The sequence below is a fragment of the Pseudomonas fluorescens genome (assembly GCF_902497785.1).
In the GTDB taxonomy this organism is placed as follows: domain Bacteria; phylum Pseudomonadota; class Gammaproteobacteria; order Pseudomonadales; family Pseudomonadaceae; genus Aquipseudomonas; species Aquipseudomonas fluorescens_BO.
Window position 1 is genome coordinate 24,029 of the sequence record NZ_CABVHK010000001.1, and the last position, 24,178, is coordinate 48,206.

Genomic DNA, 24,178 nt, shown 5'->3' on the forward strand with positions numbered 1-24,178 from the left:
GTAGGGGTTGCGTCGCATGTGTGGCATCGTCGGTATCGTCGGTAAGTCGAACGTCAATCAGGCGCTGTATGACGCGCTAACCGTCCTCCAGCACCGCGGCCAGGACGCTGCCGGTATCGTGACCAGCCATGACGGCCGGTTATTCCTGCGCAAGGACAATGGCCTGGTGCGTGACGTGTTCCATCAGCGTCACATGCAGCGCCTGGTCGGCCACATGGGCATTGGCCATGTGCGTTACCCGACCGCAGGCAGCTCGACTTCGGCCGAAGCTCAACCGTTTTACGTCAACTCGCCTTACGGCATCACCTTGGCGCACAACGGTAACCTGACCAACGTTGAACAGCTGGCCAAGGAGATTTACGAATCTGACCTGCGCCACGTCAACACCAATTCCGACTCGGAAGTGCTGCTCAACGTGTTTGCGCACGAGCTGGCCCAGCGCGGCAAGTTGCAGCCGACCGAAGAAGACGTGTTCGCTGCCGTCACTGACGTGCACAACCGTTGCGTCGGTGGCTACGCCGTCGTGGCGATGGTCACCGGTTACGGCATCGTCGGTTTCCGCGACCCGCACGGCATCCGCCCGATCGTTTTCGGCCAGCGTCACACCGACGAAGGCGTCGAGTACATGATCGCTTCCGAAAGCGTGTCCCTGGACGTGCTCGGTTTCACCCTGATCCGCGACCTCGCCCCGGGCGAAGCGGTCTACATCACTGAAGACGGCAAGCTGCACACCCGCCAGTGCGCGACCAACCCGTCCCTGACCCCGTGCATCTTCGAACACGTCTACCTGGCGCGTCCGGATTCGATCATCGATGGCGTCTCGGTGTACAAAGCCCGTCTGCGCATGGGTGAGAAGCTGGCCGAGAAGATCCTGCGCGAGCGTCCGGATCACGACATCGACGTGGTCATCCCGATTCCGGACACCAGCCGCACCGCAGCCCTGGAGCTGGCGAACCACCTGGGCGTCAAGTTCCGCGAAGGCTTCGTGAAGAACCGCTACATCGGCCGGACCTTCATCATGCCGGGCCAGGCCGCACGGAAAAAATCCGTACGCCAGAAGCTCAACGCCATCGAGCTGGAATTTCGCGGCAAGAACGTGATGCTGGTGGACGACTCGATCGTGCGCGGCACCACCTGCAAGCAGATCATCCAGATGGCTCGCGAAGCCGGCGCGAAAAACGTGTATTTCTGCTCGGCGGCACCGGCCGTTCGCTACCCGAACGTCTACGGGATCGACATGCCGAGCGCTCACGAGCTGATCGCCCACAATCGTTCGACCCAGGACGTTGCTGACCTGATCGGCGCTGACTGGCTGATCTATCAGGACTTGCCTGACTTGATCGAAGCGGTCGGTGGCGGCAAGATCAAGATCGACAAGTTCGATTGCGCGGTGTTCGACGGCCAGTACGTCACCGGCGACGTCGACGAGGCGTACCTGAACAAGATCGAGCAGGCACGCAACGATGCCTCCAAGGTCAAGACGCAGGCGGTCAGCGCGATCATTGATCTGTATAACAACTGAGTAACTACCGGCCCTGAGGGGCCGGTTTTGTATCTACTAAAAGAGCAAGGCAAGGAGTGACAGCATGAGTCAGGATTGGGATGCCGGTCGGCTGGACAGCGACCTCGAAGGCGTAGCGTTCGATACCCTGGCCGTTCGCGCCGGTCAGCACCGCACGCCGGAAGGCGAACACGGTGAGCCGATGTTCTTCACGTCCAGCTACGTGTTCCGCACCGCCGCCGACGCAGCGGCGCGTTTTGCCGGGGAAGTACCGGGCAACGTCTACTCGCGTTACACCAACCCGACCGTGCGCGCGTTCGAAGAACGCATCGCCGCGCTGGAAAGCGCCGAGCAAGCGGTCGCCACCGCCACCGGCATGGCTGCGATCATGGCAGTGGTGATGAGCCTGTGTAGCGCGGGCGACCATGTGCTGGTCTCGCGCAGCGTCTTCGGTTCAACCATCAGCCTGTTCGAGAAATACTTCAAACGCTTCGGCATCGAAGTCGATTACGTGCCTCTGGCGGATTTGTCCGGTTGGGAGGCGGCGATCAAGGCCAACACCAAATTACTGTTCGTCGAGTCTCCGTCCAATCCGCTGGCCGAGCTGGTGGACATCGCCGAACTGGCGAAAATCGCCCACGCCAAAGGCGCGATGCTGGTAGTCGACAACTGCTTCTGCACGCCGGCATTGCAGCAGCCGCTGAAGATGGGTGCGGACATCGTCGTGCACTCGGCGACCAAGTTCATTGACGGCCAGGGTCGTTGCATGGGCGGTGTCGTCGCCGGTCGCAGCGAGCAGATGAAAGAAATCGTCGGTTTCCTGCGTACCGCCGGGCCAACCCTGAGCCCGTTCAACGCCTGGATCTTCCTCAAAGGCCTGGAAACCCTGAGCCTGCGGATGAAGGCGCATTGCGCCAACGCGCAGCAACTGGCCGAGTGGCTGGAGCAGCAGGACGGTATCGAGAAAGTCCATTACGCCGGCCTCAAGAGCCATCCGCAGCACGAACTGGCCTTGCGTCAGCAGAAAGGCTTCGGCGCCGTGGTGAGTTTCGAGGTCAAGGGCGGCAAAGAGGGCGCGTGGCGCTTTATCGATGCGACCCGTTTGATTTCGATCACCGCCAACCTTGGCGACAGCAAAACCACCATCACTCACCCGAGCACCACCTCTCACGGTCGTCTGGCGCCGCAAGAGCGTGAAGCGGCGGGCATTCGCGACAGCCTGATCCGGGTGGCGGTAGGCCTGGAAGACGTGGCCGACCTGCAGGCCGATCTGTCGCGTGGGTTGGCGGCCTTGTGATCGAGTTGTCCACGCCGACCTCCGGTGCCAATGGCCGCGTTGCAGTGGTGACCGGTGCAGCACGGGGCATAGGGCTGGGGATCGCCGCTTGGCTGATCAGCGAAGGCTGGCAGGTGGTACTGACGGACCTGGATAGGGTGCGCGGTTCAAAAGTGGCGAAAGTGCTGGGCGACAATGCCTGGTTCATCGCCATGGACGTGTCGAACGAAGGGCAGGTGGCGCTGGGTGTTGCCGAAGTGCTGGGACAGTTCGGGCGTCTGGATGCGCTGGTGTGCAACGCTGCCGTGGCTGATCCGCACAACATCACCCTGGAAAGTCTCGATCTGGCGTACTGGAATCGGGTGCTGGCGGTGAACCTCAGCGGGCCGATGTTATTAGCCAAGCATTGTGCGCCATACCTGCGCGCTCACAGTGGTGCGATCGTCAATCTGGCCTCGACCCGCGCCGGTCAGTCAGAACCCGACACGGAGGCCTACGCGGCGAGCAAGGGCGGCCTGTTGGCGTTGACTCACGCGCTGGCGATCAGCCTCGGGCCGGAGATTCGCGTCAATGCTGTGAGCCCGGGTTGGATCGATGCGCGGGATCCCGTCGTGAGACGTGCCGAGCCGCTCACCGATGCCGACCACGCGCAGCATCCGGCGGGCAGGGTGGGGACGGTCGAAGACGTTGCGGCGATGGTGGCGTGGTTGTTGTCGAAGAATGCCGGGTTTGTTACCGGGCAGGAGTTTGTGGTCGATGGTGGCATGACCAAGAAGATGATTTACAGCGAGTAGCAGGATCCAGCACTGGTATTGAATGTGCTGCCGTCTTCGCGAGCAGGCTCGCTCCGACAGGGGCGCCGCGTTTCAATGTGGGAGCGAGCCTGCTCGCGAATGCGGTCTGTCAAAAGCCGACATTGTCAGGAATGAAGTATTTTTGTCTTTCTCGGAAAAACTTCAATCCTGCTATTGACTTAGGTTCGTTACCTGCGTAAATTTCGCGGCCTCAGAGAAGCAAAGGGTGATTAGCTCAGCTGGGAGAGCGTCTGCCTTACAAGCAGAATGTCGGCGGTTCGATCCCGTCATCACCCACCACTTCTTGAGAGTCTTGCGAAAGCAAGAGGGAAGCTGAAAAGCCTCCACCGACGCGCAGCGGTAGTTCAGTCGGTTAGAATACCGGCCTGTCACGCCGGGGGTCGCGGGTTCGAGTCCCGTCCGCTGCGCCATATTTACCGAGTCAGTTTTTAACTGGTTCGAGATTGAAAAGCCTCGAAGCTTTCCAGTCAGACGAGTTACCTGGACGCAAGTCCAAAGCGATACGCAGCGGTAGTTCAGTCGGTTAGAATACCGGCCTGTCACGCCGGGGGTCGCGGGTTCGAGTCCCGTCCGCTGCGCCATATCTGCCTCAAGGCCCACTGAACGCCTTGAAGCTACGAAGAAAGCCACTGGCTTATTCGAGTCGATAGCAAAGACCCTGGTCGAAAGACCGGGGTTTTTTGTGTCTGCGATTCAGCGTTCCCCTAACTGAAACCCCGCCCCCCTGTAGGAGCGAGCTTGCTCGCGAAAAACGTTCAGACGGCGCGGGCTTACAGAAGTGCTGCGTCATCGTTGGCGTTTTTCGCGAGCAAGCTCGCTCCTACAGGGGGGTGGTTTCACGATTCACACCTTTCTGCCCGGTCGGCGCAGAAAGCGCTTCCTTCGCGGCATCAACATTAATTAGAATCACTCTCATTTACGATAACTCCTTGGCACAGGGCTTCCAGATGAGTGATGCAGCGATGCCGAAGGAGCAAACCCTTCACGACCTGTACCGCGATCACCGTGGCTGGCTGGAAGACTGGTTGCGAAGACGCCTTGGCAACGGCTGTGATGCCGCAGACCTGAGCCAGGATACGTTCGTGCGTCTGCTCGCCAGCTCCCAGCGGATCGCCGACCTGCAAGAGCCCCGTGCCTATCTGCTGACCGTGGGCAAGCGCCTGCTGAGTAATTTCTACCAGCGCCGCAGCCTGGAACAGGCCTATCTGGCCGCGTTGGCGTCGATGCCCGAAGCGTGCGCGCCATCCCCTGAACAGCGCTGGCTATGGCTGGAAACCCTGCAAGCCCTGGATGAACTGCTTGATGGATTGCCTAGGGCAGTGCGGCGGGCGTTTCTGTGGAGTCAGCTCGAAGGCTTGAATTACCAGCAAATCGCCGAGCGTCTGCGGGTGTCCGAGCGCACGATTAAACGCTACATGGCCCAAGCCTATGAGCATTGCCTGCTGGTGGACCTGTGAACAGTCAGGCCAGCGATGCCCGGCAGGCAGTCCGTGCCGCCGCGCAGTGGCTTGCGCTGCTGGAGTCAGGCGGCGCCAATGAGCAGGATCGGGCTAATTTGCAGCGTTGGCGCGATGCGTGCGCCAGTCACGAGCAGGCCTGGCAGAAGGCTCAAGCCTTGCGCCAGCGTTTCGCCGATCTGCCTTCGGCGCTGGCACTGAGCAGTCTGGATCGACCGGATCAGGGGCGACGCGTGTTGCTCAAGCGCGCGTTGGGAGCGGTGGCGCTGGTGCCGACGGCCTGGCTGATCAGCCGACAACTGCCGCTGGATGTCTGGCGTGCCGACCTGCACACCGCCACCGGCGAGCGCAAAAAGGTGCAGCTCGGCGATGGCAGTGCCTTGCAACTCAACACCGCCAGCGCCGTTGATGTGGATATGCACAACCGCCGGCTGAAGTTGATAGAGGGTGAAATGTCGCTGAAGGTGGCGGGTACGTCGCCGCTGACGATCCACACGAAGTTCGCAAGTGTCGTCGTCAGCCAAAGCGAAGTCTGCGTTCGTCAGGATGCCCACGGCTGCCGGGTGTCGGTGTTCAACGGATCCGTATCGGTACAACCCCTGCACGGGCCTGCCCTGCTGTTGCGCGGAGGTCAGCAGGTCAGCCTGCAAGTTTCAGGCGCCGGATCGATCACGCCATTCGATGCGCTTGCTCCCGGTTGGCGCGAAGGTGTGCTGATGGCGAACAATCAACCGCTGGGCGATTTCCTCCGGGAGCTGAGTGCGTACCGCCCCGGCGTTCTGCGTTGGGAGCCGGAGCTGGAAACGCTGAGCGTCACCGGCAGTTTCCGTGTGGACGACACTGATCGCGTCCTCGCATTGCTCGCGGCCAGCCTGCCGCTGGAGGTGCATTCCCGAACCCGTTACTGGGTCACGTTGCTGCCGCGCAAAAATAGTGTGTGAAGCCTGTCCCCTTTTTTCGACTCGCTTGTCATTCAAGGCATGTGAACGAATCAAGAGAGTAAATTCAATGCCCACCGCCTTTCCACGCCCGGCTTCCTTCCGTCTGCGTCCGTTGTTGCACCTGAGCCTGTTGTTGGGTTTGAGCGCCAGTCCGATGTTTGTCACCACCAGTTGGGCCGAGGACACTGGCCGCCGGCAGTATCAGGTGCCCGCCGGCAGCCTGAGTGATGCGCTGACCCGGTTCGCCGGCCTGTCGGGCGTCAATCTTTCGGTGGATCCGGCACTGGTCAGCGGTCGCAGCAGTTCCGGTCTCTCCGGTGAGTTCGCGGTCGAGGAGGGCTTTGCGCGACTGTTGAAGGGTTCCGGCCTGCAACTGCAACCGGTGGGCGAGCAAGCGTACATTCTGACCCCGGCCCCGGAAGGAAGCAGCCTGCAACTGGCCCCCACGTCGATTCTCGGCGCGACCGGCTCGGCGGATGGCGAAGCGTATGCCGGTGGCCAGGTGGCGCGCCGTGGTTCGCAAGGTTTGCTGGGCTCGAAGGATTTCATGGAAACGCCGTTCAGCATGACCACCTACACCAGTGAGGCAGTGCAGAACTTGCAGGCGCGGACTCTGGGCGACCTGATCGCCAGCGATCCGTCGGTGCGCGCCACCAACCCGGCGGGCGGCCGTTACGAGCAGTTCACCATTCGCGGCTTCAGCCTGTTCAACAGTGATGTCGCCTTCAACGGTCTTTACGGCGTGCTGCCGACTTACACCATCGACATGGAGATGGCCGACCGCGTCGACATCATCAAGGGCCCGAGCCAGCTGATCAACGGCATCTCGCCCCGGGGCAGCGTCGGTGGCGGGATCAACGTGGTGCCCAAGCACGCGACTGACAAGCCCATCACTTCGTTCACCGGCAATTACGCGTCCGACAGCCAGGTCGGCGGCGCCGTGGATATCGGTAGACGCTTCGGCGAGGACAATAAGTTCGGACTTCGATTCAACGGGGTGAAGCAGTCCGGTGACACTGAATGGGATCACCAGAATGTCGATCGCGAGATGGCTGTGCTGGGCCTGGACTTTCGCGGTGAGCGTTTGCGCCTGTCGACTGACTTCGGGCGCACCGAGCGCGATACCGATGCGCCGCAGGAGCGCGTGCAGGTCGGTGCCAATGCGAAAGTGCCAAATGCCAACGACGTGCGCGACAACTATGCGCAGCCCTGGAGCAAGGCCAGCACCAACGACACCTTCGGCACGGTCAACGGCGAATTCGATGTCAGCGATTCGGTGATGCTGTACGGCGGTGTCGGCGCGCGCAAAAGCAATCATGACTTCCTGCGGCATGCCGTTGCAGTCACCAACAATGCCGGTGATTTCAGCGTGCAGCCGCGTGACTTCACCCGCGACGAAAATGTCCGGACGGCGACGGCGGGGGTGCGTAACTGGTTTCATACCGGCCCGGTGAGCCATGAGGTCAACCTGGCGGCCAGCTATTTCTACATGGACTTCGAAAATGGCGGCGCCCGTTATGCCGCGGCCCCCAGCAACCTCTACAACCCGGTGGAAACACCGACGCCGGTCCGGCCGACTCGACTCGATTCGAAGGTCTACACCGAGAACCGCTTCAGCGGCGTGGCGCTGTCCGACACGCTGGGCTTCTTCGACGATCGGCTGCTGCTGACGCTGGGTGCGCGCTGGCAGCGGGTCAAGGTCGATGACTGGACGGACAACGTCAAAGGCGACACGGCCTACGATGAGGAAAAAGTCTCGCCGTCGGGAGGCATTCTGTTCAAGGCCACCGATAAGCTGTCGGTGTATGCCAACTACATGGAAGGCCTGAGCCAGGGCAAGATCGCACCGTCGACCTCGATCAACGAGGACGAAATCTTCCCGACATTCGTCAGCCGCCAGGTTGAGGTCGGCGCCAAGTATGACGCGGGGGCGTTCGCCGTGACGGCGGCGGTGTTCCGGATCAAGCAGCCAGCGTACGAAACCAACGCCACGACGCGGGTCTTCGGCCCGAACGGCAAGCGGCAGAACGACGGTGTGGAAGTGACCGTGTTCGGTGAACCGCTCGCCGGTTTCCGCCTGCTTGGCGGCGTGATGTACATCGACAGCGAGTTGACCCACACCACCAACGGCACCTTCGACGGCAACCGCGCGCCGGCCACGCCCAAATACAACGTCAACCTCGGCGCCGAGTGGGACGTGCCGACCGTGCAGGGCCTGACCCTGACCAGTCGCGGCCTCTATTCGAGTTCGCAGTACCTGGACCAGTCCAACAATAAGGAAATCGATTCCTGGGAGCGTTTCGACGTGGGCGCGCGTTATGCGTTCAAGGTCGAGGACAAGAACATCACCCTGCGCGCCAATATCGAGAACGTGGCGGACAAACGCTACTGGAGTTCCGCCGGTGCCTCGGATGACAGTGAGCCAGGCTTGACGCTCTCGACGCCACGCACCTACCTGCTGTCGGCGACCGTTGATTTCTGAAGCCTCTCCTTGAAATGAACTGACGCCTTCGCGAGCAAGCTCGCTCCCACACTTGACCGGAGTTGCATGCAAATCAACTGTGGGAGCGAGCTTGCTCGCGAAGGCGACATCAGCATCACCGCCCCAAGGCTCAGACTGCCAATCCGCCACGGCGCAAACCAAGATTTTCTGATTCTTTAGTCAGATACTTGTAACCAGTTGTTTTCTAAAAGTGCAGAAGTCTATAAAGTTAACCTTTCGGTCAGCTTTGCACTGTCAACACAGCCCTTTGATTCGTCCAGAAGGGCTCCTGCAAGACTCGAGATTTCCAGAACATAACCAGAAGGGCGGACCTATAACCGCCCAGAGGATGATCCATGTCCAACCGTGATATATCCCGGCGCTCGTTCCTTCAGGGCGGGCTGGTGGCGGGTGTGAGCGTGACGCTCACGCCGCTTAGCAGTCAGGCCCTGGCCGCCTTGATGGAAAACAGCGTGACCGTGCCGTCCGAGCAATGGCTTGGCAACAACGGCAAGGCGCGCTCGCGTAACGATGCCTTGTCGAAAGTCTGCGGCAGCAAAGTGTTTGCCCGCGACATTCGCGCCAAGGACATGCCGGGCTGGCCCCAGCAACAGGGCCACGCGATGCTGCTGAAAACCATCAAGGCCGACCGCATTTACGCCGGTTACGACCTGTCGTGGCTCGGAGCCGATTTGCAGCCCGACCGCATCGTTACCGCCGCCGACCTGGAGAAGGACGGCATTGCGTTCCCGGAAGAGCACGCGCCTGATCCGCTGCTGCCCGAAGGCAAGGTGCCGATGTTCATCGGGCATCCGGTGGCGATCCTGATCTGGAACAACTTCGAACGCTTCCGCCAGGCCAAGGCCCAACTCAAATTCAATGACAAAGCCATTCGCTATGGCGACACGGCGCCGTTCTACGAAGGCGACCCCTACGGCAGTTTTCGCTACGTGCGCGTCGGCGGTGCAACCTCGGCGGATGAAGACGAATTCGCCAGCCTCAAGGACTCGATCCTGTTCCCGATGCTGCGCAACCGTCGCCCGGTGTGGAACTCGCAACCGAACCTGCACGGCAACCTGACCGAGCGCGGCCTGTTCTACGCCGAGCGCATGAAACAACAGATCGACGCCCCGCCAGACAACTGGCTGGTGTTCGACGAGCGCTACAAAACCCCGTCGATCGAACCCGCAGCCATGGAGCCGGACAACGGCAACGGCTGGTACGACCCGGCGACCAAGACCCTGCATTTTGTCGTCGCCACTCAGTGCCCGCTGGAAACCGCGACCGAGACCGCGAAGATGATCGCGCCGTCGCGTTTCGGTCTGGCCAACCTCAATATGCACCCGGGTTACACCGTCGGCTACGGCTCTAAAGACCACAACATTTTCGTCTACTACGCAGCGCTGGCGGCGTTGTACGGTGCCGGTGTGCCGGTGCGCCTGGCCAACGATCGCTACGAGCAATTCCAGAGCGGCATCAAGCGTCACCCGTTCGACATCCGCTACCAGCTGGCCGTGGACAAGACCGATCACAGCTTCAAGATTTTCCGCGCCGAGATGAGCGTCGACGGCGGCGGACGCGTCAACTACAGCCCGTCGGTGGCGGCGGTGGGCGCCACGGCCGCGCAGTCGATTTACTACATGCCGCAGAACGATCTGCAGGTCACCGCCTATCATTCGCGTGCGGTCGAGGCCGGGTCGATGCGCGGCTACGGCACGCTGCAAAGCATGGCCGCCACCGAGATGATGATCGATGAAATTGCCGGTCGTCTCGGTATCGACGCCATCGACCTGCGCAAGAAAAACGCCATGCTCTCAGGCATGAAAAATACCCAGGGCGCGGTGCCGGCGGGTGCCTTGCGCCTGCACGAGATTCTCGACAAGGCGGCCGTCAACGAAGTCTGGAAAAATCGCGACGTGCTCAAGCAACAGCGCGAAGCCCAGGATCCGGATAACTGGTACGGCGTGGGTTTCGCGATCTGCCAGAAAGATTTTGGCACCGGTTCCGAAGCGCCGATGGCGAGCATCGAATTCACCGCTGAAGGGCACATCACCCTGCGCCACATCGGTATCGAAATCGGCACCGGCATGTCCACTTCGCAAGCGCTGGTGGTGGCCGATTTCCTCGGCAGCCCGGCTACTGAAGTGAAGACCGGCGAGACCGAATGGAAGGAATTGCAGCTGATCACCGGCGGCAACCCGTACATCATGAGTCAGGCCGAGCAGGACAACTTCCTGCGTAACCCGCGCTGGGTCGGCAAACTGGCTTCGGCGTCCTCGGCGACCAACTCCGCGTACTACTTCAGCCACGCCACCCGAGAAGCGGCGCGCGTGCTTTTCAACCATGGCTTGTGGCCGGCAGCGTTGCAGATCTGGGGGCAGGGCCCTTACGGCGGCCAGGCCAACCCGTATGTGGTGCGTCGCGAGGATGCGCATTGGGTCGACGGCAAACTCACCGCCAACGGCATGCAACCGCTGAGCTTCGAACAATTGGCCAGGCATGCTCACGAAAAAGGGCTGGTGACCGGCGCGACCGTGCACGGTTTCAACCGCTGGAGCTGGGCCGAAGCCGAATTCAGCATTGATGGCGTGCGCGAGCGTCTGCCGCTCGACAGCTTGGCGGTGAAGTACGGCGACGGTGCGCCCAGCGTGAAAAAGGCGCAGATGAACAGTGCCGGTTTCCATCTGCTCGACCGCCAGAACGTGCACTACCCGGACACGCAGTTGAACAACGCGGCGGTGACTTACTACAGCCCGGTCGCGACGCTGGTGGAACTCAAAGTCAACAAAGGGACGGCCGAAGTGCAGGTGCTCAACCATCACTCGTGGGTCGAGTGCGGTCGGGTACTGGTGGAAGAGTTGGTCAAGGGTCAGCTCGAAGGCGGTATCGCCATGGGCATTGGTCATGCGCTGATGGAAGAGATGCCACTGTACGAAGGCGGACCGGGGGAGGGGGACTGGAACTTCAACCGCTACCGCTTGCCGATGGCGCGCCATGTCGCGGTGTGGAAACAGACGGCCGAGATCCTGCCGCCGCTGTCGCCGAGCGATCCGTCGAAGGGCATTGCCGAAGTGGTGATGATCCCGGTGGTCGGCGCCATCGGTAACGCCGTGGCGCATGCCATCGGTAAACGGGTCCGCGACCTGCCTATCACTGCTGCCCGCATCAAGGAGGCCCTCAATGCCTAACCGTCCGCTTCAACTGACCCTCAACGGTCAAGCCGTCGGCCCGGTGGACATCCCTGATGACCTGCCGATGATCGACTATTTGCACGAATACAAAAACCTCACCGGCTCGCGCCTCGGTTGCGGTCAAGGCATCTGCCACGCTTGCGTGGTCATCGTCGACAACCCCGATGGCACCAGCGAAGAAGTGCGCACCTGCATCACCGGTGCGCATTATTTCGAAGGCAAAAAAGTCCGGACCATTGAAGGTCACGCAACCCGCGACGAGCAGGGCAAGGTCACCGAGCTGAACCCGATCCAGCAGCGCTTCGTCGATGAATTCGCTTTCCAGTGCAGCTATTGCGCGCCGGGTTTCGTCAATGCAGCGACGGTACTGGTGGAAAAATTGCAGCGTCAGCCGATCGTCAAAAGCCAGCTGGAACAAGTCATCGAAGACAGCCTCGGTCACCACATCTGCCGCTGCACCGGCTACGTGCGCTACTACAGCGCGACGCGCAATGTGTTGACCGATCTCGGCCTGGTCAAGGAGGGTTAAGCATGAAGCATTTACTTTCCCGCCTGGCGTTGGCGGTTGGTCTGGCTGCGCCGGTGTTGTTGGCGCAGGCGGATGATCAGGTGGTTCGCGGGGCCTATCTCGCCCGCGCCGCTGACTGCATGGCCTGCCACACCGCACCGGGTGGCGCGCCGTATGCGGGCGGTCTGCCAATCGTCTCGCCGTTCGGTACGATCTACGGCACCAACATCACCCCGAGCAAAGAGCATGGCATCGGCCTGTACAGCGATGACGAATTCTTCGCCGCGCTCACCGCGGGCAAGCGTCGCGATGGCGCCAACCTGTACCCGGCGATGCCGTACACCTCGTATCATTTGATGCCGCGTGCAGATTCGGACGCGATTCACGCGTACCTGAAAACCGTCGAGCCGATCGAGCGTGCAGCGCCGGTCACCCGTCTGGGCTTTCCGTTCAACGTGCGCCTCGGTCTGATGGGCTGGAACATGCTCTACGGCAAGGACGTGAAACTGTCGTCCACCGAAGGCAAGAGCGAGGCTTTCAAGCGCGGTCAGTACATGGTCGACGTGCTCGGCCATTGCGGCGAATGCCACACCCCGCGTGGTTTGCCCGGCGCGATGCAGCAGGACAAGCGCATGACCGGCGGCCTGCTCAACGGCTATCTGGCGCCGAGCCTGCTGGCCAATGACCTGGCCGCTCGCGGCTGGAATCATCAGGACCTGAGCTCGTTCCTCAAGCACGGCATGAGCGCGCAAGGCACGATGTTCAACGAGATGTTCCCGGTGTTCCACAACAGCACCCAAGGCCTCAATGACCCGGATCTGGCGGCCATGGCGACTTACCTGCTCGGCGATCAACCGCCAGCGGCGAAGGTGCTGACGGACGTGCCGCTGGAGCAACTGAGTGCCAGCGCCCAGCGAGGTCGTCAGGATTACCTGAACGTCTGCGCCGGTTGCCACGCAGCGGGAGGCGAAGGCAAACCGCACATTGCGGTGGCGATGCGTGGCAACACAACGCTGCGTCTGGAAGATCCGCGCAACCTGGTGCGGGTGATCGACGACGGTATCGGGGAGCAGAAATTTTCCGGCTTCGAACACATGCAACCAATGCCGGGCTTCGCTGAAAAACTCAGCCACGAACAACTGACTGATCTGCTGAACTACCTGCGTCAGGGTTGGGGTGGTCAACCGGGTGATCTGGCAGTGAGCGACGTGCAGACGCTACGGGCCGATGCCCCGCCGCTTGAGCACAAGGTGCACTGACATGCAGCATCTCGATCTGCAAGTGGTGCGCCGGGCGCTGCAATGGTCAATGGCCGGGCAGCGCATCTGGCTGTGCACGGTACTTGCCACCTACGGCTCGGCGCCACGTGCGCCGGGCTCGCTGTTGGCGGTAAATGCAGACGGACACTGGATCGGTTCGTTGTCCGGCGGCTGTGTCGAGGAGGATTTTCTCGAGCGCGTCGCCGAAGGTGCGTTTCTCGAATCCGTGACTGTCGTGCGGTATGGCGAGGGCGATGATCCGCGTTCCCGGGTGAGCCTGCCCTGTGGCGGTGTGCTCGATGTACTGGTGGAAAAGCTTGAACCTGAGTGCGAGGTTCAGGCGCATCTGCGCGAGCTGGAGTCGGCGTTGCTGGGCCAGCGTCGGTTGATTCGTGAGGTTGATCTGGCCAGTGGTGCGCGCACTTTGTTTGATGATCGTGAGCAGGGTGTGCGCATCGAGCGAGAAGTCGACCGGGTTCGCGTGCGCATCGGTGCGGCTCAGCGGTTATTGCTCGCCGGGTACTCCAGCGTTGCTCAGGCGTGTGCGGAGTTTGCGGTGGGCCTGGGTTTCGAGGTGATTCTCTGCGACCCGCGCGATGACGTGCTCGAAGGCGTGGTGCTGGACAACGTCGAGATTCGACGACAATTGCCGTCGGTGTTCATCGCCGATGGCGGCTGTCACAGCGACACGGCAGTGGTGGCACTGACTCACGATCCACGCATTGATGATTTGGCAATGATGGAAGCGGTGCGCACCGAGGCGTTCTACATCGGTGTGATGGGGTCGATGCAGACCTCGCAAAAACGCTTCGAGCGGCTACGCAGGATTGGTGGTTTGGGCGACGGCGAAATAGCGAGAATCCATGCACCGATCGGCCTGAACCTGGGCAGCAAAACCCCCGCGGAAATCGCCCTGGCCGTCCTCGCCGACATCCTGCGGATCCGCAGCGGCATCCCCCGGCATCGGCTCTGACACCCCGGCCATTGTGGGAGCGAGCCTGCTCGCGAAGCGGTTTTCACATTCAAAATCAATATTGAATGTTTATCCGTCTTCGCGAGCAGGCTCGCTCCCACAGGGTTTAGGGTGTCTGTCAGAACCCGAGCTTATCCCGCAACCCGTAATACCAGGCCCCCAATGCCGCAAACGGCGTCCCCAGTAGCTGTCCGCCGGGGAAAGGGTAGTGCGGCAAATCTGCAAACGCGTCGAAACGCTCAGCCTGGCCGCGCAATGCTTCGGCCAGCACCTTGCCCGCCAGGTGCGTATACGTCACGCCGTGGCCGCTGCAACCCTGGGAATAGTAAATGTTATCGCCCAGGCGCCCGACCTGCGGAAGACGCGACAGGGTCAGCAGGAAATTGCCAGTCCAGGCGTAATCGATCTTCACATCCTTGAGCTGCGGGAACGCCTTGAGCATCTTCGGCCGAATGATCGCCTCGATGTTCGCCGGATCCCGCGCGCCGTACACCACACCACCGCCGAACACCAGACGCTTGTCGCCGGTCAGACGGTAATAGTCGAGCAGATAATTGCAATCTTCGACGCAGTAATCCTGCGGCAACAAACGCTTGGCCAGGGCCTCGCCCAGCGGCTCGGTCGTAATCACCTGAGTTCCGCAAGGCATCGATTTGGCCGCCAATTCCGGCACCAGATTCCCGAGGTAGGCGTTGCCGGCGACGATGATGAACTTGGCCCGGACTCTACCCTGAGGCGTATGCACCACCGGATTGGCACCGCGCTCGATGCGCACCGCCGGCGACTGCTCATAGACAGTGCCGCCTAATGATTCGATGGCGGCCGCTTCGCCCAACGCCAGGTTCAGCGGATGAATGTGCCCGCCACTCATGTCGAGCATGCCGCCGACGTATTGCTCGCAGCTGACCACTTCGCGAATGCGCCGTTGATCCATCAGCTCCAGCTGCGTGTGACCAAAACGCTCCCACAAACGCTTCTGCGATTCCAGATGGGCCATCTGCCTGGCAGTGATCGCGGCAAACACACCGCCGTCCTTCAAATCGCACTGAATGTTGTACTTGGCCACCCGCTCACGAATAATCCGCCCACCCTCAAACGCCATCTGACCCAGCAACTGTGCCTGCTTGGGGCCGACCGTGCGCTCGATCACATCGATGTCGCGGCTGTAGCTGTTAACAATCTGGCCACCATTGCGACCCGACGCCCCGAAGCCGACCCTGGCAGCCTCCAGCACCGTGACCTTGAAACCGTTCTCCAGCAGAAACAGGGCAGAGGACAGACCGGTGTAACCCGCGCCAATCACACAGACATCCGTCTCTACTTCACCCTGCAAGGCGGGGCGGGGCGGAACCGCATTGGCCGACGCCGCGTAATAGGACTCTGGGTAGGGAATGTTCGCCATCCTGCAGCCTCTGTTTAATATATTTTACGAGTGCTCCGATCCTACCCGAGTTAAAAATCGACCGCCAGCCACCGCAAATTCGACGTCGTCGCAACCAAATTAAATATTTTGCATATTCATAGGGTTAGCTCGAAAAAAGGTGTTGACACCCCTCCGGAATTCCGTAGAATGCCGCCTCACAGCAGGCACGTAGCTCAGTTGGTTAGAGCACCACCTTGACATGGTGGGGGTCGTTGGTTCGAGTCCAATCGCGCCTACCAAACAAAATCCGCTCTGCTGGGCGGTCTAGAAGGGCTCACCGAAAGGTGGGCCCTTTTTTGTTGTCGCAATTTTGCAATCTCCATAAAACGCCAACTCAGCGCACACCTCCCGGTACTCGAATCGTCTTCTCGTAGTGCTGCCCGATAATGGTTCGTCATCTTCTCGTTCGCATGCCCCATCAGCGCCCGGATGTATTTATGCGGCTGCGCGCACATTCATGCGCCTTGCCCGCTGGTACTGCCAGGTTGGTAGATGAATTATCAAAATCGCGAGGCAGAGTTTTTGAGCGTTTTCTGATTGTCGGTTGCGTTGTGCGTAACTACGTAAGTGCGTTCACCCGGTCTTGGTACCGCTTACTGCCTAAGCACCCTGCTTAGGGTCAGATGAACTCCTTCCTTGCCGTTCATGGGCCGCTACAGTCGCTTCACGTCTTCGATCAGCCCACGATCAAGTAAACCAACTCACCAAACCGCGCGGCCTGCCGTTGTAGTAGCCCGACAGTTTGCGTGATATCGCTCGCTTGAAGGGGGTGGGCCGTCGGTGAGAGACCTTGGCAATCCCTTCAAGCAGTCCAGTCGGAGGATCCTGCAAAGAATAGCAACACTCGGCAGCGCCGTGTAAGATTCGTCCTACAGACAAGGCCGCCCATTTTTGGGAGAGATCTGCAGGGCTAAAAGATCTAAAACACGTCTTGAACAAAAACGTAAATTGAAAGCGAAATATAAGTTTTATCAAGTAGGGACGTTATGACGGTTCTCTTATAGGTGTCAATGAGCTTCAAGGACCTTGTCTCATCGCCGTCATCACGAAGTTTTTCAATTAGGAGATGCACTTGTTAAAGGTTTTATTTTTCGCAATATCTATGTTTGGGTATGTTGTTTTTTTTGCCAAGGCAACGCGTAGTTCTATCGGCGAAGCTTTACTTGCGGTTTTCTGCTCGATAAGCATTGTGCTCTATTGTGGGTCGTTGCTCGGGTATTTACATGAAACAGCAATGGTTTTGTTGTGGTGCGGTGCAGCAGTCTCTGTTTTGGCGGCAATGAGATTAAAATTCCGGCAATTGAAGTTGACAGAGAATGTGTTTGTTTGTGGCGCCATTCTCGCATTTGTGGTCTTCGGCTTTATATGGAACAAGCGCTATCAGTTTCTCGGTTGGGACGAGTTTTCTCACTGGGCACTGGTTGCCAAGTACCTGATCGCTGAAAATAGATTATTCACCGCCGATTCGCAGATCATGTTCTTGGCCTATCCGCCAGGTACAGCGCTGTTTCAGTATTATTTCGCGCAAGTCATGGGAGCGGCAGACGGTACGATCCTGTTTGCGCACATGTCATTACTTGCTGCAGCTGTTTTGGCTTTGGTCAGTAACTCTGCCCGAAAACCACTGGTTGCTATCTCCATATTGATGGTGTGTTTTGTTGTTATATATGGGCTTGGCTACGATATATACGAAATTTACGTCGATCTTATACTGGGTGCTTTGTTAGGTGCTGCAGTAGCAATTTTGCTTGCAAAAAAATCTGACATCAGAGGGTATTTGATCGTTATCCCGATGTTGATGTTTCTGCCGTTAGTGAAGCACGTCGGATTTGCGTTTGCGTTGGTGGGGCTCGGCGCGATGGTGGTAGCGGCCGTTTTTGATTGCCGTACCCTGCCGAGCCGGCAACAGAGAATTCGTATCGCTGCCTGTGTTTTCGCAGCAATCGCAGGTGTAGCGTTCACTCAATTGAGCTGGCATTCCTATTATCTTAGCCTTGGTGTGACTGATCCTTATGCCAGAGTGATGACGATCAGTAACGTGCTCGAGTTTTTCATAAACCCTACTTCCGATAAGCATGTAGCGGTATGGGCCGAGTTTTGGCAACGAATACTGCCCGCTGATGCTTCGAGTGGGGTGTCTCTGATTAGCCCCGCATTAGAAGCGCTCATCCTTGTTGTGCTTACAGGCATTCACGTGTGGCTATTGCCCACGGCTATCAGGGTTCGCCAGCTATTTATCTTCAGTATTGTTGCGGCGGGTCTCGTCGCATTCAGCTGTCTTCTGCTGCTGAGCTATGGTTTTTATTTTTCAGACTACGAAAGTGTACGGCTGGCTTCCTTTGAGCGATATTTTGGTTCTTATCTGCTCGCATGGGGCTTTGCGTTGGCAGGTGCTGCCGGCCAACAGATTGCAGTAATGCAACGATCACGGCTTGTGTCTTTTGTGATGCTGCCACTCCTCCTGATGGTTTTCGTGTTGATACCGAAGGTGCATGCTGCCTTCTTTACAGACGAAGGCAAGGCCAGGCACCAAGAGCTATCTGGCTTGCGGGATATCTCTCGTCAGTTGTCCATTGATATTCGATCTGTTGCGAAACCGAATCAAAAGACCTACTTCATCGATCCGTACTCGACCGGTTATACGTTCTTCATGTTCCGGTATGAGATGGCTCCAATGGTGATCAATACCAAATGCTGGGTGCTCCGCGTTCCTGTCTCCAAGGACGATATCTATGCGTGTGATCTTCCCCTTGATGCGGCTTTGGATGGTTACGATTTCCTGGCCCTGGGGAAAGTGGATGCAGAGTTTTGGGTGCGTTATGGCAGTTGGTTTGCTCCCGCGGATCAGGGGATTTCGCCGGCATCGTTTGCCGTTGCCAGAGATGGCGGCACGCTGCGACTTAAACGCTTGAAGAGTGAATAAGAGCTAATCTATGAATCACCACATTGCAGTTGTTATTCCATCGTACAAAGTAGTCAGGCATATTTCGGATTTGATCGCTCGAATCGGGCCCGAGGTGACCTCAATATTTGTCATCGATGACAAATGTCCAGACGGTTCAGGGCATTACGTCATTGATACCGTGGTGGATCCGCGAGTAGTGGTTATTCACCATGAAATGAACCAGGGGGTCGGCGGGGCAGTTATGACGGGTTACCGTGCTGCGGTCGCCGCCGGGGCTGATGTGATTGTTAAGCTGGATGGCGACGGTCAAATGGATCCGCGCCTGATTCCAATGTTCGTAGCGCCGATTCTCGACAAAGAGGCAGATTACACAAAGGGCAATCGTTTCTTTGATACAACCGAATTGCATCGTATGCCACGTCTGCGTCTGGTAATGAATGCAGCACTTTCGATGTTGAACAAATTGTCTTCGGGTTACTGGAATATATTTGATCCGGCGAATGGCTATACTGCTATTCACGCTGAAATCGTCCAGCATCTTCCCTTGGAAAAGATTAGTAACCGGTATTTTTTTGAAACCGACATGCTATTCCGGCTCGGCACAATTAAGGCCGTTGTTGTCGAGATACCCATGGATGCGGTGTATGGAGATGAGGTCAGCAATTTACGATATGGCCGCGCATTAGTTGATTTCAGCTTTGGTCATTTGCGTAATTTTGTGAAGCGCGTGGGCTATAACTACTTTCTGCGTGATATGTCGGCCGCGACGTTCGAGTTGTTGTTTGGGGTGCCACTGTTTCTTTTCGGTTTGGGCTTCGGGGGCTACGCCTGGGCGCTTTCGTTCTTCGCAGGTGTACCTGCCACCGCGGGCACCGTCATGCTGTCTGCTCTACCGGTGATACTAGGCCTTCAATTACTTCTATCCTTTATTGCCTATGACGTGAGCAGCATACCCACGCGCCCGCGTCAGAAATCTCTTCGCAAGCTTGTAAAATGATAAGGTTTCTCAAATATTTTTCCATTCAGATAGGATGCTTTGGCCTTGATTTCCTGATCTTTGCCGTTCTCCTGCACTTGGGACTGCCATCTGCAGGTAGTAATGCGATTTCCAAGGTTTTTTCTGGCGTCACTGCTTTCTACGTTCACACTCATTTCACATTTGGGGATCAGCAGGGGGCGCATGCGACGCGCGCAAAACGATACCTAATACTGTGGGCGATCAATCTGTGTTTTACGAGTCTCCTGGTCGGAGTATTGAGTGCAGAAACGGGCTGGCCGTACGTTGCAAAGATTTTTACCGAAGGCGTCGCGTTTGTCTTGAATTACGTAATTTCTAAAAAAATTGTTTTCAATTCTTCACGGACCTGATTGAAAGGAAAGATGTGCCATGGAAAAGGCGTTGCGAAACCCGATGTTTCTCTGCGGGATCCCACTCACGGTTTGCGGCTTTTGCTTCGGTTTGACGGGGCTGATCAGCGAAGGGACATTCGCGTATGTCGCCCCCGGACTATTAATACCCGGGCTCGCATTCATGTTGATAGGGTGGATGCAGAGGCGTCAGTAATCCTCTCGACTTTACCGGGGTTGCCGGGGCGGGCGCTGGCAATTTTCTGCGAGCCCTCTTCGGTCGCCGGTTGCAGGCACATTCCAGTTTTTTCGACTACTACTTTCAGGCCGATCTGAATGTCGGCCTGACGGGAGTATTCAAATGCTTGTGCACTGGTTTCTTGCCGCAATCCACCTCCTGGCGTTCGCCTTGGGATTTTGGGCAGTCCTCACTCGCAGCGCGGCGTTCCGGCGCTTGGCTGCCGGGGCTGGTGATGCGCGGGGCGTATTGATTGCAGACAATCTGTGGGGGATTTCTGCACTTATCTTGCTGGTCACCGGGGGGATGCGAGCCTTCGGCGGGTACGAAAAAGGCACTGACTACTACCTGCACCAACCGCTGTTCCATCTGAAGATGACGCTTTTCGTTCTTATTCTGTTGCTCGAAGTTGCACCGATGATAACGCTGATCAAGTGGCGCATTGCGCTGGCGCGCGGTGCCGCTATCGATTCCGGCCGTGCAAAGCTGTTCGCGCGGATCAGTCATATCGAAGCGTTGCTGGTGTTGTTGATGGTGGTGGCGGCCACGGGTATGGCGCGGGGTGTGACGTTTGGTTAGCGCAGTACGATTACCGACTTCCCCCGGTTTTATCGGAAATGTCCGACAGCCAGACTCAGAGGCATGCCGTTAGTATCGGCTCACGATGTGGGTAGGTGCAGGGCTGCCGGCGACACTCGAATTTTAGCCAGCCGTGGTTCCGGGGCGAACGGGCTGGCTACGGACTGCAGCCGGATTCAGGATTGCGGCTTGTCCGGGGCGGTCAGGCCAGCCTGGATGCGCTGATAAATCTCTTCGCGGTGCACCGCAACGTCTTTCGGGGCGTTGATGCCAATTCTGACTTGCTGGCCGCTTACGCCCAGAATGGTGATCGTAATGTCATCACCAATGTTTATGCTTTCACCGACTTTGCGGGTGAGTATCAGCATGGTCTTCTCCTTGATTGCTTTGTAGGGCACCTGATTCGGACAGTGCAGAGGTCGGTGGTATGTATAGATTAGTGCGAAGTCTCACGGTTTGGGTGCCTCTTTCTGACGCGCAGATGCTGCATTAATTCCCAAGGCGTAACTATACAGAGGCCGCATCCATGATTCTCGTTGTTTTGCGCCCATTTTGCGGCACTCGGGAAGTATTCATGAATGTTAAAATCCCCGCTTTCAGCATTCAGAGGGAAGCGTTGTGCGCAAAATGGCCGTGGTAATCGCAGTACTGGCAATGGCGGGATGTGGTGAAGGCAAGAGCGTTGACGCGCAAAAACCGCAACCGGCGACAATCGCAACGCCCGCAGCCGCCTCCGCGCCCCAGTGGGATCTGGAGGTGCGCGGTGAAATCACTCAAGCGGTCAGTGACCTGAGCGGCTGGCTGATTGAGCACAGTTTCGTTTCCAGCGTGGTCAAGGAAAATGGCAAGACCCGCATTCTGATGGGGCCTTTCAATTCGAAGGCCGAGGCTGAGGCCAAAGAAGCAGAGGTGCGCGCGGCACTGACTCGTGCGAAAAAACAGAATATCGAGTTACTGGTCACAGAGCGTCCTGTGACTCAGTGACGGTCTGATCGTTTAACCACACGCTTTAAGGTTCACCGGCCCGACGAATTCGTTGCCGCGTCCCATCACACACGCCACGCTTTGGTTGCGTTGGCGTTCCCACGCCTGGACCGGATAGGTTTTGTTCCAGGCTTCGTACAGCTGCCGATCCTGTTTCGACAAGCGCAAGCCGTACTGTTTGCTCATGTAAAAGTAGGTTCGGGCGATCATGCCGCGGATGGACGGGCGCGGCATGACCTTCTTCGCCTTGAAGTCGACCTGGGTCAGGCATGAGCCGTATTGACCGGATTGCTCCGGCAGCCAGCCAAAGCTGAAATTGCTGCGATCCCCATTCACCTCACCGATGCTCGGCACCAGATTGTGCAAATCGGCTTCGGCTTTCTGGTAGGTCGGGTCGTAACGCGTGCAGTTCTTGCGTCCGCCTTCCTGCCAGCATTGGCGCTGATGGCCGATCTGCCAGGCGGGGACGATGTGCTCCCACTCGATGCGGGCAGCGCGTTTGGCATTTTTGCGCGGAACATAGCCGCAGGCCGAAAGGTTCACCTTGTTGCCGGTGTATTTGCACCCGCAGTAGAACTCGGTGGATTGCGGGGCATAAAGCTTCCAGGCGACTTTCTTGGCTTCGTTGAACGTGCGCGGGGCGTCTGCCTGGGCACCCATCGCCAACAGCAAAAACAATAAAGCTAAACAACGAACACTCATTGACTCAATCTTCCTTCGGCACAACCCAGAAAATCTGCACACCGCCATCGTCGCGATAGGCGAGGGTGACGTTGTCGTTTTCGTCGATTTCTTCGAGCAACTGTTCCCACTCATCCACTGGCTCGTCGGGAAGACGGAAGATCAGCGCCGCTTTGGCTTTTTGGGCGGTGGGGGAGTTGATGATTTTCTGAACGCGAATGCCCATGCGTTGATAGGCGTCGGGAGAGACGGAAGTCGTGGCCACGGATTTATCCTTATTAAGCTGTACGTGCATACAGTATTTAACTGTAAGCAATTTCGCAACCGCTTAAAATTCAAGAAAATCCTCTGACAGCGGTTTTTACCGTTTGGTGTAGGAAGAGAGAGTTTTTTTATCAGCTGAGGGATCACTCGCCGGGGCTGGCGAGTGAGAGAAGCAGTGCCCGACCGGAACGGGTCGGGCGAGGGTGTATCAGTATTCCCAGAACATCCGTTGCAGCTCTTTGCTGTCATTGGTCTTGGTCAGCGCGACCATGGCCAGGATGCGAGCTTTCTGCGGGTTCAGGTCATGTGCCACGACCCAGTCGTTCTTGTCGTCAGGCTGTTCCGCATTACGCAGTACGAAACCACCGGCGTTGACGTGGGAAGAACGAATGATTTGCACACCGTCCTTGCGCAGGGCCTGCAAGGCTGGAACGACCCGCGAAGACACCGAGCCATTGCCGGTGCCGGCGTGGATGATGGCTTTGGCGCCGGACTGGGCCAGCGCTTTGTAGGCAGTATCGCTCACGTTGCCGTAGGAATAGGCGATCTCGACATCAGGAAGGCTCTTGATGTTCTTGATATCGAATTCCGAGTCCATGGTGTGACGCTTGGCCGGCAGGCGGAACCAGTAGGATTTGCCCTCGACCACCATGCCCAGCGGACCCCAGGCACTTTTAAACGCCTCGGTTTTGATGTTGATCATTTTGCTGACGTCGCGACCCGACTGAATTTCATCGTTCATGGTCACCAGCACACCTTTGCCGCGCGCGTCTTTGCTGCTGGCCACGGCCACGGCGTTATACAGGTTCAGCATGCCGTCGGCAGACATCGCGGTGCCCGGGCGCATGGAGCCTACAACGATGATCGGCTTGTCGGTTTTTTCCACCAGGTTCAGGAAGTAGGCGGTTTCTTCCAGGGTGTCGGTGCCGTGGGTGATAACGATGCCATCGACGTCGTTGCTGTCGGCCAGTTCGGCGACGCGACGGCCCAGTTGCAGGAGGTTGTCGTTAGTGATGCTTTCCGACGCAATCTGCATGACCTGTTCGCCACGAACATTAGCCAGCTGACTCAGCTCCGGAACCCCGGCGATCAGCTGTTCAATGCCGACTTTTGCCGCTTGATAGGTCGCGCTATTCGCGGCGCTCGCACCTGCTCCGGCAATGGTGCCGCCGGTGGCCAGGATTACCACGTTTGCCAGTTTCTGTTGGGTTTCGGCTTCTTTGGCCTGAAGGGCAGCAGGAAGCAGTAGCAGCAGGGCCAAGGCGCCCGGAACGAAAGTCTTGAAAGCAATTGTCATTATTTTTCTCTCTAGTCGTGAGACGGTGCGGATGCAGGTTCATCTAGATGCGCCCCC

At 58.3% G+C, this 24,178-nt stretch carries 20 protein-coding genes and 4 tRNA genes; 19 read left to right on the top strand and 5 right to left on the bottom strand.

Features of this window, described 5'->3' with window-relative positions:
* Window positions 1–16 precede the first annotated feature (16 nt).
* The 13 genes from purF to F8N62_RS00185 all read left to right on the top strand — a co-directional run bounded on the left by purF (window position 17) and on the right by F8N62_RS00185 (window position 14,403).
* On the top strand, window positions 17–1,522 hold the full coding sequence (gene purF / locus F8N62_RS00125; RefSeq protein WP_007935163.1) for an amidophosphoribosyltransferase: 1,506 nt from the start codon (window positions 17–19) through the stop codon (window positions 1,520–1,522).
* Window positions 1,523–1,586: 64 nt separating this feature from the next.
* Window positions 1,587–2,798: an O-succinylhomoserine sulfhydrylase gene (locus F8N62_RS00130; RefSeq protein WP_150709171.1), complete on the top strand. Its 1,212-nt coding sequence runs from the start codon at window positions 1,587–1,589 to the stop codon at window positions 2,796–2,798.
* Window positions 2,795–3,571, top strand: coding sequence for an SDR family oxidoreductase (locus F8N62_RS00135; RefSeq protein WP_150709172.1), 777 nt, complete (start codon window positions 2,795–2,797; stop codon window positions 3,569–3,571). Before F8N62_RS00130 ends, F8N62_RS00135 begins: the two co-directional genes overlap by 4 nt.
* A 224-nt stretch (window positions 3,572–3,795) precedes the next feature.
* A tRNA-Val gene (locus tag F8N62_RS00140) sits at window positions 3,796–3,871 on the top strand.
* 54 nt (window positions 3,872–3,925) lie between these two features.
* A tRNA-Asp gene (locus tag F8N62_RS00145) sits at window positions 3,926–4,002 on the top strand.
* Between the two features lie 94 nt (window positions 4,003–4,096).
* A tRNA-Asp gene (locus tag F8N62_RS00150) sits at window positions 4,097–4,173 on the top strand.
* A 366-nt stretch (window positions 4,174–4,539) separates the two neighbouring features.
* On the top strand, window positions 4,540–5,049 hold the full coding sequence (locus tag F8N62_RS00155; RefSeq protein ID WP_150709173.1) for a sigma-70 family RNA polymerase sigma factor: 510 nt from the start codon (window positions 4,540–4,542) through the stop codon (window positions 5,047–5,049).
* A complete protein-coding gene (locus tag F8N62_RS00160; RefSeq protein WP_150709174.1) occupies window positions 5,046–5,990 on the top strand; it encodes a FecR domain-containing protein in 945 nt (314 codons plus the stop codon). The genes F8N62_RS00155 and F8N62_RS00160 overlap by 4 nt, the downstream gene beginning before the upstream one ends.
* 67 nt (window positions 5,991–6,057) lie before the next feature.
* Window positions 6,058–8,472: a TonB-dependent receptor gene (locus F8N62_RS00165; RefSeq protein WP_150709175.1), complete on the top strand. Its 2,415-nt coding sequence runs from the start codon at window positions 6,058–6,060 to the stop codon at window positions 8,470–8,472.
* A gap of 356 nt (window positions 8,473–8,828) precedes the next feature.
* On the top strand, window positions 8,829–11,660 hold the full coding sequence (locus tag F8N62_RS00170; protein WP_150709176.1) for a xanthine dehydrogenase family protein molybdopterin-binding subunit: 2,832 nt from the start codon (window positions 8,829–8,831) through the stop codon (window positions 11,658–11,660).
* Complete coding sequence (locus tag F8N62_RS00175; RefSeq protein WP_150709177.1) at window positions 11,653–12,192, top strand: (2Fe-2S)-binding protein; 540 nt, start codon at window positions 11,653–11,655, stop codon at window positions 12,190–12,192. Before F8N62_RS00170 ends, F8N62_RS00175 begins: the two co-directional genes overlap by 8 nt.
* Window positions 12,193–12,194: 2 nt before the next feature.
* Window positions 12,195–13,430, top strand: coding sequence for a c-type cytochrome (locus F8N62_RS00180; RefSeq protein WP_150709178.1), 1,236 nt, complete (start codon window positions 12,195–12,197; stop codon window positions 13,428–13,430).
* 1 nt (window position 13,431) lies between these two features.
* Complete coding sequence (locus F8N62_RS00185; protein ID WP_150709179.1) at window positions 13,432–14,403, top strand: XdhC family protein; 972 nt, start codon at window positions 13,432–13,434, stop codon at window positions 14,401–14,403.
* A gap of 118 nt (window positions 14,404–14,521) precedes the next feature.
* Here F8N62_RS00185 and F8N62_RS00190 read toward each other — a convergent pair whose 3' ends face one another.
* Window positions 14,522–15,805 (bottom strand): NAD(P)/FAD-dependent oxidoreductase, encoded by a 1,284-nt coding sequence (locus F8N62_RS00190; protein WP_150709180.1) that lies wholly within the window; start codon window positions 15,803–15,805, stop codon window positions 14,522–14,524.
* A gap of 183 nt (window positions 15,806–15,988) precedes the next feature.
* Here F8N62_RS00190 and F8N62_RS00195 point away from each other — a divergent pair.
* From F8N62_RS00195 to F8N62_RS00215, 5 genes are all read left to right on the top strand, one after another.
* Window positions 15,989–16,065: transfer RNA gene (locus tag F8N62_RS00195), tRNA-Val, on the top strand.
* Between the two features lie 833 nt (window positions 16,066–16,898).
* Window positions 16,899–18,749, top strand: a complete 1,851-nt coding sequence (locus tag F8N62_RS00200; protein ID WP_150709181.1) for a hypothetical protein — start codon at window positions 16,899–16,901, stop codon at window positions 18,747–18,749.
* Between the two features lie 10 nt (window positions 18,750–18,759).
* On the top strand, window positions 18,760–19,728 hold the full coding sequence (locus F8N62_RS00205; RefSeq protein ID WP_150709182.1) for a glycosyltransferase family 2 protein: 969 nt from the start codon (window positions 18,760–18,762) through the stop codon (window positions 19,726–19,728).
* Window positions 19,725–20,099 (top strand): GtrA family protein, encoded by a 375-nt coding sequence (locus F8N62_RS32210; RefSeq protein WP_150709183.1) that lies wholly within the window; start codon window positions 19,725–19,727, stop codon window positions 20,097–20,099. Before F8N62_RS00205 ends, F8N62_RS32210 begins: the two co-directional genes overlap by 4 nt.
* Window positions 20,100–20,439: 340 nt before the next feature.
* Complete coding sequence (locus tag F8N62_RS00215) at window positions 20,440–20,895, top strand: DUF2214 family protein (protein ID WP_150709184.1); 456 nt, start codon at window positions 20,440–20,442, stop codon at window positions 20,893–20,895.
* Between the two features lie 176 nt (window positions 20,896–21,071).
* Here F8N62_RS00215 and csrA read toward each other — a convergent pair whose 3' ends face one another.
* Window positions 21,072–21,263: a carbon storage regulator CsrA gene (csrA, locus tag F8N62_RS00220; protein ID WP_008028241.1), complete on the bottom strand. Its 192-nt coding sequence runs from the start codon at window positions 21,261–21,263 to the stop codon at window positions 21,072–21,074.
* 250 nt (window positions 21,264–21,513) lie between these two features.
* Between csrA and F8N62_RS00225 the strand changes: the two genes are divergently transcribed.
* Window positions 21,514–21,879, top strand: coding sequence for an SPOR domain-containing protein (locus F8N62_RS00225; protein ID WP_150709185.1), 366 nt, complete (start codon window positions 21,514–21,516; stop codon window positions 21,877–21,879).
* A 12-nt stretch (window positions 21,880–21,891) separates the two neighbouring features.
* On the opposite strand, the gene F8N62_RS00230 is transcribed toward F8N62_RS00225, so the two are convergent.
* The 3 genes from F8N62_RS00230 to F8N62_RS00240 form a co-directional block, all read right to left on the bottom strand.
* On the bottom strand, window positions 21,892–22,581 hold the full coding sequence (locus F8N62_RS00230; RefSeq protein ID WP_150709186.1) for an endonuclease: 690 nt from the start codon (window positions 22,579–22,581) through the stop codon (window positions 21,892–21,894).
* Window positions 22,582–22,585: 4 nt separating this feature from the next.
* On the bottom strand, window positions 22,586–22,855 hold the full coding sequence (locus F8N62_RS00235) for a DUF1654 domain-containing protein (protein WP_191632329.1): 270 nt from the start codon (window positions 22,853–22,855) through the stop codon (window positions 22,586–22,588).
* Window positions 22,856–23,032: 177 nt separating this feature from the next.
* A complete protein-coding gene (locus F8N62_RS00240; RefSeq protein WP_150709188.1) occupies window positions 23,033–24,121 on the bottom strand; it encodes an asparaginase in 1,089 nt (362 codons plus the stop codon).
* Between the last annotated feature and the right edge of the window lie 57 nt (window positions 24,122–24,178).